The sequence below is a fragment of the Arhodomonas sp. SL1 genome, assembly GCF_052060015.1.
Lineage (GTDB): Bacteria > Pseudomonadota > Gammaproteobacteria > Nitrococcales > Nitrococcaceae > Arhodomonas.
In genome coordinates this window covers 41,017-52,829 of sequence record NZ_JBPODZ010000003.1, presented here as the reverse complement: position 1 = coordinate 52,829, position 11,813 = coordinate 41,017, and the positions used below count along the sequence as shown (strand labels likewise).

At 68.7% G+C, this 11,813-nt stretch carries 14 protein-coding genes; 3 read left to right on the top strand and 11 right to left on the bottom strand.

What is annotated here, in order from left to right:
- Window position 1: 1 nt before the first annotated feature.
- Entirely contained in the window at window positions 2-580 is a 579-nt protein-coding gene (locus ACQ754_RS05710; RefSeq protein ID WP_440996044.1) for a class I SAM-dependent methyltransferase, read from the bottom strand.
- 431 nt (window positions 581-1,011) lie between these two features.
- On the opposite strand from ACQ754_RS05710, the gene ACQ754_RS05705 reads away from it, so the two are divergent.
- A complete protein-coding gene (locus ACQ754_RS05705) occupies window positions 1,012-1,254 on the top strand; it encodes an antitoxin (protein WP_440996043.1) in 243 nt (80 codons plus the stop codon).
- A gap of 3 nt (window positions 1,255-1,257) precedes the next feature.
- Window positions 1,258-1,665: a type II toxin-antitoxin system VapC family toxin gene (locus ACQ754_RS05700; RefSeq protein WP_440996042.1), complete on the top strand. Its 408-nt coding sequence runs from the start codon at window positions 1,258-1,260 to the stop codon at window positions 1,663-1,665.
- A 259-nt stretch (window positions 1,666-1,924) separates the two neighbouring features.
- Here the strand turns inward: ACQ754_RS05700 and ACQ754_RS05695 are convergent, their stop codons facing one another.
- The 10 genes from ACQ754_RS05695 to gorA all read right to left on the bottom strand — a co-directional run bounded on the left by ACQ754_RS05695 (window position 1,925) and on the right by gorA (window position 9,598).
- Entirely contained in the window at window positions 1,925-2,644 is a 720-nt protein-coding gene (locus ACQ754_RS05695) for a DUF3320 domain-containing protein (RefSeq protein ID WP_440996041.1), read from the bottom strand.
- Window positions 2,641-3,642, bottom strand: a complete 1,002-nt coding sequence (locus ACQ754_RS05690) for a hypothetical protein (RefSeq protein ID WP_440996040.1) — start codon at window positions 3,640-3,642, stop codon at window positions 2,641-2,643. Before ACQ754_RS05690 ends, ACQ754_RS05695 begins: the two co-directional genes overlap by 4 nt.
- Before the next feature lie 13 nt (window positions 3,643-3,655).
- Window positions 3,656-3,952, bottom strand: a complete 297-nt coding sequence (locus ACQ754_RS05685; RefSeq protein ID WP_440996039.1) for a type II toxin-antitoxin system RelE/ParE family toxin — start codon at window positions 3,950-3,952, stop codon at window positions 3,656-3,658.
- The gene (locus tag ACQ754_RS05680; RefSeq protein WP_440996038.1) at window positions 3,940-4,125 is read right to left on the bottom strand and encodes a hypothetical protein; all 186 of its coding nucleotides are present in this window, start codon (window positions 4,123-4,125) and stop codon (window positions 3,940-3,942) included. The genes ACQ754_RS05685 and ACQ754_RS05680 overlap by 13 nt, the downstream gene beginning before the upstream one ends.
- A 136-nt stretch (window positions 4,126-4,261) precedes the next feature.
- The gene (locus ACQ754_RS05675; protein WP_440996037.1) at window positions 4,262-5,203 is read right to left on the bottom strand and encodes a metallophosphoesterase; all 942 of its coding nucleotides are present in this window, start codon (window positions 5,201-5,203) and stop codon (window positions 4,262-4,264) included.
- Between the two features lie 65 nt (window positions 5,204-5,268).
- Window positions 5,269-5,889, bottom strand: a complete 621-nt coding sequence (locus ACQ754_RS05670; RefSeq protein WP_440996036.1) for a hypothetical protein — start codon at window positions 5,887-5,889, stop codon at window positions 5,269-5,271.
- Between the two features lie 70 nt (window positions 5,890-5,959).
- On the bottom strand, window positions 5,960-6,382 hold the full coding sequence (locus ACQ754_RS05665; protein WP_440996035.1) for a hypothetical protein: 423 nt from the start codon (window positions 6,380-6,382) through the stop codon (window positions 5,960-5,962).
- 103 nt (window positions 6,383-6,485) lie between these two features.
- On the bottom strand, window positions 6,486-7,538 hold the full coding sequence (locus ACQ754_RS05660) for a succinylglutamate desuccinylase/aspartoacylase family protein (RefSeq protein ID WP_440996034.1): 1,053 nt from the start codon (window positions 7,536-7,538) through the stop codon (window positions 6,486-6,488).
- Window positions 7,538-8,068, bottom strand: coding sequence for a gamma carbonic anhydrase family protein (locus ACQ754_RS05655; protein ID WP_440996033.1), 531 nt, complete (start codon window positions 8,066-8,068; stop codon window positions 7,538-7,540). The genes ACQ754_RS05660 and ACQ754_RS05655 overlap by 1 nt, the downstream gene beginning before the upstream one ends.
- Window positions 8,069-8,239: 171 nt before the next feature.
- On the bottom strand, window positions 8,240-9,598 hold the full coding sequence (gene gorA, locus ACQ754_RS05650) for a glutathione-disulfide reductase (protein WP_440996032.1): 1,359 nt from the start codon (window positions 9,596-9,598) through the stop codon (window positions 8,240-8,242).
- Window positions 9,599-9,770: 172 nt separating this feature from the next.
- Between gorA and ACQ754_RS05645 the strand changes: the two genes are divergently transcribed.
- Complete coding sequence (locus tag ACQ754_RS05645) at window positions 9,771-11,810, top strand: M3 family metallopeptidase (RefSeq protein WP_440996031.1); 2,040 nt, start codon at window positions 9,771-9,773, stop codon at window positions 11,808-11,810.
- Window positions 11,811-11,813: the final 3 nt, after the last annotated feature.

Below are 11,813 nucleotides of genomic sequence, written 5' to 3'. Positions count from 1 at the left end.
ATCAGCCCTTCCGCAGCAGGGCGTTGAGCCAGCGCTCATGGGCGCGGCCGGCACGGCGGTCGCCGCTGATCCACTGCTCCAGGCCCTGCAGACCGGGTACCTGCTCTAGCAGGGCCGCAAGGCCCGCCTCGTCCAGGTCGGTGAAGTGCCGGCGCCCTTCCTTGCGGTCCTCGTTGCCGTACTTGAAGGAGGTGTAGAGGACGCCGCCAGGTTTCAGGGCTCGCGTCAGGCGCTGAAATACGTCCGGCAGCTCAGGCCGCGGTACATGCAGCAGGCTGGCGCAAGCCCAGATGCCATCGAAGCGCTCCGCCCAAGCAACGTCCTGGAAGCGCATGATCTCGACCGGTTGGCCGATGTGTTCGCTGGCCAGCTCGGCCATTGGTTCCGCGGCATCGAAGGCGGTAACGCGGTAGCCCGCCTTCAGGAAGGCGCGGCTATCCCGGCCGGAACCGCATCCCGCATCGAGGATTCGTCCGCCCTCGCGGATGTGGGCCAGAAAGCGAGCCCGCAGGGGACCCATCTCCACGTCGACGGTCGCCTCGAAGTATGCGGCCGCGTTGGCATTGTAATAGTCCGTCATGGCCCGGCTCGACCTGCCCCCATCTGGAGCCGCTGAATCGGCTATCGCACCGGCGATCACGATAGGAGACTTTAGTCGGTTCGGCAAAGCGACCTATGTAGTCACGGGGGCGCGTTACGGATCAGGCACAACCTGGCCTTGATGCGAATCATCTCTGCCGGTGTGGGAACCTGGATGTCACCGCCTGAAATGGCTATCCGTTCCTTCTCTAGTGGTTCATAGAAGCTAGCGTCTCCCATTTTTTCGCGAGGCGGCTTCCAAGCCGCTGTGGACGCCGGCCGAGTCGCTCCGGAGGATCGCACCCGGATGAATCGGGCCGAGCTTGTCGCTCATGGTCTTGCCTCAGCGAGGGTAATCCCTGATCTCGACGGCGTGTTGACGAGCCGTGGTCGCGAGCATATGTTTAAGCATATGCATCATGAGGATCGAGCATGACTGAAACCGAGCGCCACGTCCGGCTATTCCGCAATGGCCGCAACCAAGCCTTGCGTATCCCGCGCGAACTCGAGCTTGCAGGGGACGAGGCCATCATACGCAAAGAGGGCGACCGCCTGATTATCGAGCCGGTGCGCAAGGGCCACCTGTTGGCGCTGCTCGCCTCTCTGGAGCCGCTGGAAGAGCCATTCCCCGACATCGACGAGGACCTCGCCTCCCTCGACGAAGTCGAGCTCTAAGGCGTGTCGCTTCGCTATCTGCTCGACACCAATGTGATCTCGAATCTCGTGCGGCGGCCAGGCGGTCGGGTGGCTGCTCGCATCGCCGAGGTCGGCGAGGATTCGATCGGCACCAGCATCGTCGTCGCCGCCGAGCTGCGCTACGGGGCCGAGAAGTCGGGATCACGAAAGCTTGCCGAACGGATCGACCTGTTGTTATCCGCCATCGAAATCCTGCCGCTGGAACCGCCCGCCGACCGTCACTACGGAGAAATCCGCCATTGCCTAGCGCGCGAGGGCGTCCCGATCGGTCCGAACGATCTGTTGATCGCGGCGCACGCGCTGGCCGCGGACCTGACACTCGTGACTGCCAATACGCGCGAATTCGAACGCGTCCCGTCACTGCACGTCAAGAACTGGTTGCTCGGGTGATGCGTGGGTTAGTTTCCGGCAGCGGTTTAGCCTGGCTTCCGCGGTGTCTCGATGACCGGTACTGCCTCCCGGCAGCGATCCGCGCCAGCCATGGCACAACCGAACCGGCACGGAAGGCACCATCGACGAGCTCTCTTGGTCGGCGGGCAGCGACATGACCGAAAAATGGGGAGACGCTAGGAAGCCACGTATCAGGCGCTCATCGGGCCCATGAAATGGACCCCTCTGCAGTGGCTGCACGTGGCGGTGCATGGCCGCCTCACCACCGCCGGAACGCATCGGCCCCGAGGGTCAGCCGGCCGTTGTCCTGTTGGAGCATCGCCTCGTCGAGGAGTGCCCGCAGCGGCGCCTGGAGTCGTTCGCGGGCGTTCTGGGTCAGGCGGATGAAGCCGATGCGGTGGAGCCCGTTGTTCATCGCCGTTTCCGCGTCGATGCCCTCGGCCTCCAACACGGCGCGGAAGAGGCAGAGCATCAGCTCACTGTCGTGCACGTAGTCGAGGTCCCGGGTCTTCTCCGGTGCGGCGCGCCAGTCGCGGAACCGGGGTGTCAGGAACTGCGCCCCGCGGCCGGCGAAGTCACCACGGCGCTCCAGGGCACCGGCGCCCTCCAGGGCCTCGAGACGCGCCTCGATGCGGGCGCGGATGCGGGAACCGAGGCGGCCGACCTCGGCGGCGGTGAGCAGACGATCCGCGAGGACCCGGAAATGAACGGGCCCCTCGGCACCCGCCACGTGCAGCACCGCCAGGTCCAGGTCTCGGTCCGGGATGTCATGGAAGTCCCCGTGGCCGGCAAGGCCCAGCCCTGCCGGATCCACCGCCTGGTAGGGCGCGAGCGGCTCGAGGGAGGGCGTCCAGTGTTGGGGCGGCGCCAGTCGGCCGGGGTGCAGGGCCTCGCCGGTGGCCTCCGTATCCGGCGTTCGGATCAGCTGCTCGTGGAGGGCCACGACGCCATCGAAACCGGTCGGCTCGCCCCCGCTCACGACTCGCCCTCCAGGGCCACCTCGACGCCCAGGGTCTCGGCGAGGATGTCGATCATGCCGTCCTGGAGCAGGGTCCGGGGGCCGGCAGCGAGGCAGGCGTCATCCAGGGAGAGCAGGGCCTCGGCGCGGGTGGGGCCATCCACCTTGGGAGCGAAGGCCGCGGCGAGCTGCTGTAGCACGCCCAGTATCGCTGTCGGATCCTCCGCCTCGGTCGCCGCAGCGAGCCATTTCCGCAGCTGGCCGCCGGCGGTGCGCACGTCATCCGCCAGGGCATGGCCGGCGGCGGTTTCCGGCTGACCCATACCGACGGAGGCGGGATCGAGCTCGCGCCAGCCCCGGCCCAGGCAGGCCACGGTGAACACCAGGGCAGCGAAGAGGTCGCGATGGGGCTCCCGCTCCAGTTCCACACCCTGGCCGCTGAGGATCCGCTGCCCCTCCTCCGCCACGTCGGCGGCGGTGAGGCCCGGCCGCTCCCTCGCCTGGCGGGCCTGGGCCCCACGGGCGACGATGGCCTGCACGCCCTGCAGCACCAAACCGGCCGCGGCGCCCAGGATCTGCAGCACCAGGCCGACCACGGCGAACGCCATGGCGAAGACGAGATAGACCGCCTGGAGGTAGGCCGCCTTGTGGCCGCGCAACTGGACGCCGGCCAGCTTGAACGACGAGCGCCCGGGACGGACCCAGTTGAAGGCGCCCACCGGGGTCTTGGTGGAGACAGAGACGCCGGACTTGGAGACATTGAGCTTGGCGGCGTCCGAGCCGTAGCGCCCGCGGAGGATGAACCGGCCGTTCTGGAAGGCGACCTGGGTGTTCTTGGCCAGCCGGGTGGAGACGCGGACCCCGTGGCTGGTGTTGCCGGTGACGTTCACGCCGGCGGCCCGCGCATGGGCCCGCAGCGACACGCCGCCGGTGCGGCTCGCGCGCAGGTACTTGCCGGTGTGTTCGATGCGCTTCTGGCGGCCGTCGCGGTCCTTTTCGCCGATCTTCAGGAAGGCCATTGGGCAACTTCCGCTATATGATATAGCGCTCGATCTCCATAGCGCCGTGGAATATACCAAGGATGTCGACACTATCGTCTGCCTTGATTAGGTAAGCGATACGATAGTGACCGTAGAGGAGAACCCGGATCTCCCGCGTTGGGAGCGCTTCGTATCGGTAACCAATCTGCGGGAAGTCGGCCAGAACCTGCGCCCTTTGATAAATCCCTTCGACCAGATCAGCCGCTGCGGCGGGATTATCCCGCGCGACGTAACGGTAAATATCTTCAAGCCACCATTGCGCTTCGGCCGTCCAGTTCAACTCCGCCACGTGCGGATACGCTCCCGCATCTCCTGATTACCAATAGTGCGGCCAGCATCGGAATCCTCCATGCCACGATCGACCATCCGGGCAAATGCCAACTCCCGTAGGATCTCCTCGTAGGAGCTGTCCTCGGGCTGCGCCTCTATGATGTGCGCCATCCGCTCCTTTGCAGTAGCCATACCCACCTTCTCACTTCAGTGCGGGCCAAATAGCATCCTACACCGCGCCAGCCCGCACAACGCAATGTTGCTACGCCACCTACCGAAGCACACGGCATGAAAGTACCTTGGCGCAAGGCGTCACCGGGGCGCCGGCTCACTCGGCGACCCAGACGAAGTTGTCGCCCGAGAGCTCAGGCTCGCCGTCCCAGCGGTAGGCGCAGAGCTTGCCCTCCTTGGCGATGCTGTAGTCCAGGCAGGCCACCTGGGGCGCCATGGGCGCAGGATCCCCCTGCATCCAGTAGTGGCCCACGAACACCGGTTTGTCACCCGGGTAACCGAGGCGGGCCGCCTCGGGCAGGGGGAGATCGGGTAGGCGCTTGCGGATCTCGTCTTCCAGGATGGCGCCCTCGCGGTAGGTCAGCGGCCGATCCTCCCACCAGCGCACCCGGACCTCGCGACGCTCGTGGTCATCCTTATCCTCGAAGCAGTGCCCCTCCGGCAGCCGGACCTCCAGGCCTTTGAGCAGCGTCTCCAGGGCCTCGTATTCCGGAGTGTCCTTTCGGGAGGTGGCGACGAAGCCCTCCCCGGTGAGGCGGTTCCCCTCGTCCAGGTAGGGCGCGAGGGTACGCTGGTGGCCGGGGTGCCAGCAGGCGTGGATGGCCCGCAGGCCCTCCTCCTCCAGCCACAGGGGCAGGGTCCGAAACCATTGCACCCAGTCCCGGTGGGCCTGGGACCACTGCTTCAACCAGGAATCCATCTGCCCGAGAAACTCGCGGTGTTGCTTGAGGTTCTTGTCGCTGTGCGGACGCAGATGCGCGCCGGGGCGCTCCGGATCCGGGGTCATGAAGCATACGGCGTTGTACTCGTGGTTGCCCATCACCGCCCGGGCGTGGCCGGCGTCGCACATCCCCCGCGCCAGGCGCAGCACCCGCTCCTGGTGCGGGCCGCGGTCGATAAAGTCGCCGACGAAGATGACGCGGCGCCCTGCGGGGTGCCGGTAGACGCCCTGGCGCTCGCGGTAGCCGAGCTCCTTGAGCAACGCCTCGAGGGCGTCGGCATGGCCGTGGATGTCGCCGATGAGATCGATGCCGGACATGCGGGCTCCTTCTGTGATTCTCTTGGGGAGGGGACCAAACGCCGCGCGGATGCCGTTGCGGATCATCACCGCAGCGCCACGGCGGCCCGCGGCTCATGGAAGGCGCCCCGGTCCCCTTCAGTGATGGTGCCGTCCAACGCCACCTCGTAGCGCTCACCGGATCGCGGGCGGTAGAGATAGCCGGTGGTGCGTCCCATGAACCGGACCTCCCGTTCCGGGCCGCATTCGGCGATGTGTGCCGCTACCGCCTCGTGGACGAGCCGCTGCTGCTCGGCGGGGTCACGGTCGGCGATGTCCCCCGGCAGCGGGCGCTTGAGCTGGCGGTCGACGCCGCCAAGGAGGGCGAATAGGGTGATCTGGGTCGGCCGCGCGCGCTCCGTGCGGATGAACAGATGCGGCCGGAAGCGCGCCCGCTCCTGTGCCTCGCGTTCGGCCGCCATCTGCTGCCGGCGCCGGGCGCGGGTCCGCTCGATGGCCTCGTTCAGGGCGGCGCGGTCCTCCGGGAAGATGCCGAGCAGCCGCTGCGCCAGATCCGGCGGGCATTCGCCCTCGTCCACCAGGCGGGTGATCCGCCGGAACGCCTTGCTCCGGTTACGCGCGTCCAGCCGGTCCACCAGGGCGTGGATGAGCTCACGCCGGCGGGGGTTGCCGAGCCGTCGTGCGAGGAATTCGGTGATCGGCCACATGGGGAGACCTCCTGTCCTTCCAATCCTGATGCTAGGGGGCGCAGGCGCCGGGGCACAATCGTGGCGGCACTCACGCCGCCCGTTGCTCCAGCCGGCGGCGCGCCTGGCGGAAGAAATACAACCGGCCCTGCAGCTCCTGGAGCTCGTAATCCGGAAGCTCATCCAACGCCCGGCGGGCCATGCGACGGAAGATGCGCTGCTTGCGCGGCGAGTCCGTGGCGATGAAGAACCACGCCGGCCGGCTCCCGTGGATCCAGTTCAGCACCAGCGGCCGGGCGGCATTGAGCACGGCCCAGGCATTATCGGCCAGATCCACGTCGTCGGTGGTGGCATAGTCAGTGCCGAAGGGATCGGTGGGGTGGTACATGCGCTGGAACAGGCTGCCCTTGCGGGTGGAATAGCCGCCCTCCAGCCACAGCGCCACTGGCCCGCAGGGCGCGGCGTAGACGCCATAGACCAGGTGATCGACCGTGAAAGTGCCGAGATGCGCCATGGATCCCCCCTCCCTGTTGCCACGCATGCATTATGGCGCCGTGGCGCGACAGAACATGTCGCGCTAGGGTCGGGACGGGTTCACGGGATCGGCGCCCCGCGGCTCATACGATGGGCGGCTCCGGCTCGGGGCCCTGCCAGTCCTGGTCCTCCTCGAGCTCGCGGTTGAAGGCCTGGACGTAGCGGGCGACGCGGCGGCTGGCGTCGAAGCGAGCGATGTGGAACAGCGCCTCGCCCTCATGGACCAGCGGGAGGTTGTTGCGGCCGATGACGATGCCGCTGGTGCCGGCCTCCACCGGGATCTCCTTCTCCCCGAAGGGGTCGGCGATGTAGCCCAGGGCCTGACCCTCCTCCACGTGCTCGCCGAGGGGGACGATGGCGCGGAACATGCCGTCCTGCTCGGCGCGGGTCCAGCTGCTGGTATTGGCGGCGTAGCTGTTGCCCCGCCGTCGGCGCACCCGGCTCTGGGCCACCATCCCTAAGTGCCACATCACCTGCAGCACGCCCTGGACACCGGCCTTGATGGAGGCCTCGTCGAAGCGCAGGGCCTCGCCGGCCTCGTAGGTCACCACCGGCCGGTTCTCGTCGCTGCAGGTCTTGCGCAGGCTGCCCTCGATGAGCGGGGTGTTGACGATCACCGGCGTGCCGAAGGCCCGCGCCATGGCGGCGCAGTCGTCGTCGTCCAGGTTGGCGCGGATCTGCGGCAGGTTCTCCCGGTGGATGGCGGCGGTGTGCAGGTCGATGACGTGGGTGGCGTGGGCGAGCACCTCGGTGCGGAAGAGGTTCGCCAGCCGCCCGGCCAGGGAGCCACGCTGGCTGCCGGGGAAGGCGCGGTTGAGATCGCGCCGGTCCGGCAGGTAGCGGGAACGGTCGGTGAAGCCGAAGACGTTGACGATGGGCACCGCCATCAGCGTACCGCGCAGGCGCTTGAGCACCGGTAGCTGCAGGACCCGGCGGATGATCTCCACCCCGTTGATCTCGTCGCCGTGGATGGCGGCATTGACCAGCAGCACCGGCCCGCTGCGCCGGCCGTGGATGACCTGCACCGGTAGCGTCACCGGGGCGTGGGTATAGAGCAGCGCCGCCGGGATGTCGATGGTGCGGCGCTCGCCGGGGCGGACGGTGGTGCCGTTGATGGTCAGCGCCTGGCGTGGCATTACTCCCCCGCCTCGTGGCGGCGCTTGACACGCACGTAGTGGTGGGCGGAGTAGACCAGCTGCTCGCGCTCCTCGTCGGTGAGCGCGCGCGCCGCCTTCGCCGGGCTGCCCACGTAGAGGTAGCCGCCCTCCAGGCGCCGGCCCGGCGGCACCAGGGTGCAGGCGCCGATGATGCAGTCGTCCTCCACCACCGCACCGTCCATGATCACCGCGCCCATGCCCACCAATACGCGGCTACCCACGGTACAGGCGTGGACCACGGCGCGGTGGCCGATAGTGACATCCTCGCCCACCACGGTGGGGAAGCCGCCGGGGCTGTAGGGCCCGTCGTGGGCGACGTGGACGACGGTACCGTCCTGGACGTTGCTGCGATCTCCGATGACGATGCGGTGGACGTCCCCGCGGAGGACGGCGGTGGGCCAGATGGAGACGTCGTTGCCGAGGGTGACGTCGCCGATCACCACCGCTGTTTCGTCGATCCAGGCGCTTGCCGCCACTTGGGGCTCATGCCCCTCGAATGCTCGAATCATTGCCTTATCTCTCCGCACATCCGTCCTACCGTGGGGGCCCATTCCCGGCGGCGGGGTGCCGATACCGCCAGCGAAGACGCCGTGAATACATCCCTGTAGGCTCGACTGCGGCCATCCCTGGCCGCAGACGCTTCGCTGTCGGTATCGGCACCCCGCCGCCTAGCGATCGGGTCACGTCATCGTGACCACTTCCTCGGCGCTGGTGGGGTGGATCGCCACCGTATCGTCCAGGTCCGCCTTGGTAGCGCCCATGCGCACCGCCACCGCGAAGCCCTGCAGCATCTCGTCGGAGCCCATGCCGAAGAGATGGATGCCCACCACCCGTTCCTCGGGGCCGACGCAGACGAGCTTCATGGCACTCCGGCGCTTGGCGTGCTGTTCGGCCAGCGCGTACTCCATGGGGATGAAGCGGGTGGCGTAGACCGTCACCGCATCATCGCCGTGGCGGGCCCGGGCCTCGTCCTCGGTGAGCCCCACGGTGCCGATGGGCGGATGGGTGAACACCACCGTGGGGATGTTCTCGTAGGGGAGGTAGCGCCCGGCCTTGCCGCCCCAGAGGCGATCGGCCAGGCGCCGGCCCGCGGCGATGGCGGCTGGCGTCAGCGGGAAGGGGTTGCCGGTGACGTCGCCGAGGGCATGGATGTGGTGCCGGCTGGTGACCTGGTAATCGTCCACCGGGATGCTGCCGTCAGCGGCGGTCTCCACACCGGCCGCCTCCAGCCCCAGCTCCGCAGTGGCCGGCGCCCGGCCGATGGCCCAGAGCACCTGGTCCAGTCCGTCGATCTGGCGTCCGTCCTCGGCATGCAACACCAGGCCGTCGTTCTCCCGGGTGACGCGCTCGGGCACGAAGCGGTTGACCAGCTCGATGCCGTCGGCGGCCGCGGCCTCCAGGAAGGCCTCGCGGATGATGGGGTCGAAGGTGCGCAGCGGCGCCTCCCGCCGCACCACCAGTCGCACCCGCGCCCCCAGCTGATGGAGCACGCCGGCGAGCTCCACGGCGATGTAGCCGGCGCCCACCACGGCCACCTCGTCGGGGCACTCCGTGAGCTCGAAGAAGCCATCGGAGTCGATGCCGAGCTCGGCGCCGGGGATGTCGGGCCAGGTCGGTGCGCCGCCGACGGCGATGACAAAGCGCTCCGCGCTGTAGCGCTCGCCGCCCACCTCGATGGCATGGGCGTCGACGAAGCGCGCGCTGCCTCGCAGGAGGGTGACGTCGGCGTTGTCCAGGTTGCGCTCGTAGATCCCGTTCAACCGGCGGATATAGGCCTCGCGTCGCTCCACCAGCGTCGCCCAGTCCAGGCCGCGGACGTCCACGTCGAAGCCGTAGTCCGCGGCATGCTCCAGTGCGCCCGCCGTGTGGGCGGCGTTCCACATCACCTTCTTCGGCACGCAGCCGACGTTGACGCAGGTCCCGCCGAGGCGCTCGCGCTCGACCACCGCGCAGTTGGCGCCGTAGGCGGCCGCCCGCCGGGCCGTGGCCACGCCGCCGCTGCCGCCACCGATACAGATCAGATCGAAATGGTTACTCATCGGGCTTCCCTGTTACGCCGCAACCTGTTCAAAACACTCGTCGCGGATCATGGCACGATCAACCCGCCTGCGCACATGGTGGATAGGGCGCTTGCCGGGGCGTTTCCCTGCCCCAATGATAGGGGCCAAGCGTAACGCAAATCGTTCACTCAATCGGAGACCGATAACGGCAATGGACAACCCCCTGCTCGCGACCGACCAGCTGCCGGCCTTCGGCGCCATCCGCCCGGAGCACGTGGAGCCGGCCATCGACACCATCCTCGCGGAGAACCGACAGCGCCTGGAGGCCCTGCTCGACGGCGGTGGCCCCTACACCTGGGACAACCTGGTCGCGCCGGTGGAGGCCATGAACGAGCGGCTGATGCGCGCCTTCTCGCCGGTCTCCCATCTCAACAACGTGATGAACGATGAGGACCTGCGCGCCGCCTACAACGCGTGCCTGCCCAAGCTCTCCGCCTACCAGACCGAGCTCGGGCAGAACGAGGCCCTCTACCGCGCCTATCGCGAGATCGCGGAGCGCCCCGATTTCGCGGCGCTCGACGCGCCACGGCGCGCCGCCGTCGAGCATGCCCTGCGGGACTTCCGCCTAGCCGGCGTGGATCTGGCACCCGAGGCCAAGCAGCGCTTCGCCGAGATCGCCTCGCGGCTGTCGCAGCTTGCCTCGCGCTTCCAGGAGAACCTGCTGGACGCCACCAAGGCCTGGCACCTGACCCTCACCGACGAGGCGGAGCTGGCCGGGCTGCCGGAGACCGCCCGCGCCGTGGCGCGCCAGTCAGCGGAGCAGGCGGGCGAGGCCGGCTGGCGGCTGACCCTGGACATGCCCTCGGTGCAGGCCGTGCTCACCCATGCCGAGGACCGCGAGCTCCGCCGGCGGGTCTACGAGGCCTTCACCACCCGCGCCTCGGAGGTCGGCCCCAACGCCGGCGAGTACGACAACCGGGGGGTCATGGACGAGATCCTCGCCCTGCGCCACGAGCAGGCCCGTCTGCTCGGCTTCGACAACTACGCCGAGCTCGCTTTGGTGCCGCGCATGGCCCCGGACGTGGCCACGGTGATGGGCTTCCTGGAGGACCTGGCGGCGCGCAGCGTCCCCCGGGCCCGCGAAGAGTTCGCCGAGCTCAGCGCCTTCGCCCGGGAGCGCGACGGCCTGGAGACGCTGGAGGCCTGGGACGTGGGCTACTACGGCGAGCAGCTCCGCCAGGCCCGCTACGGGCTCTCACCGGAAGACCTGCGCCCCTACTTCCCGGCCTCGCAGGTGACGCGGGGGCTGTTCCAGGTCGCCGAACAGCTCTTCGGCGTCACCATCACCGCCGCCGGCGGGGTGGAGACCTGGCACTCCGACGTGGGCTTCCACGAGATCCGCGACCGCGACGGCGCCTTGGTGGGCCAGTTCTACACCGATCTCTACGCCCGGGAGAACAAGCGGGGCGGGGCCTGGATGGATATCTGCCGCTCGCGCACGCGTCTCGGCGAGGAGGCCCAGGTGCCGGTGGCCTATCTCACCTGCAACTTCACCCCGCCGGTGGGCGGCTCCGAGGCGCTGCTCACCCATGACGAGGTGGAGACCCTGTTCCATGAGTTCGGCCACGGCCTGCACCACATGCTCACCGCGGTGGACGTGCCGAGCGTGGCCGGCATCGCCGGCGTGCCCTGGGACGCGGTGGAGCTGCCCAGCCAGTTCCTAGAGAACTGGGCCTGGGAGCGCGAGGCCCTGGATGGCTTCGCCCGCCACCAGGAGACCGGCGAACCGCTGCCGGAGTCGCTGTTCCAGGCCATGCATGCGGCGCGGAACTTCCAGTCGGCGATGCGAATGGTCCGCCAGTTGGAGTTCTCGCTGTTCGACCTGCGCCTGCACGCCGAATACGACCCGGCCCGCGGGGCGCGCATCCACGAGCTGCTCGACGAGGTGCGCGAGCAGGTGGCGGTGGTCCGGCCGCCGGCGTTCAACCGCTTCCCCAACGGCTTCGGCCACATCTTCGCCGGCGGCTACGCGGCGGGCTACTACAGCTACAAGTGGGCCGAGGTGCTCGCCGCCGACGCCTTCGCGCGCTTCCAGGAAGAGGGCATCTTCAACCCGGAGACCGGGGCGGCGTTCCGCCGGCACATCCTCGAGCCCGGTGGCAGCGTCGATCTCATGGAGCTGTTCCGGGCCTTCCGCGGCCGCGAGCCGAGCGTCGAGCCGCTGTTGCGCCACAGCGGCCTCGCCGCCTGAGCC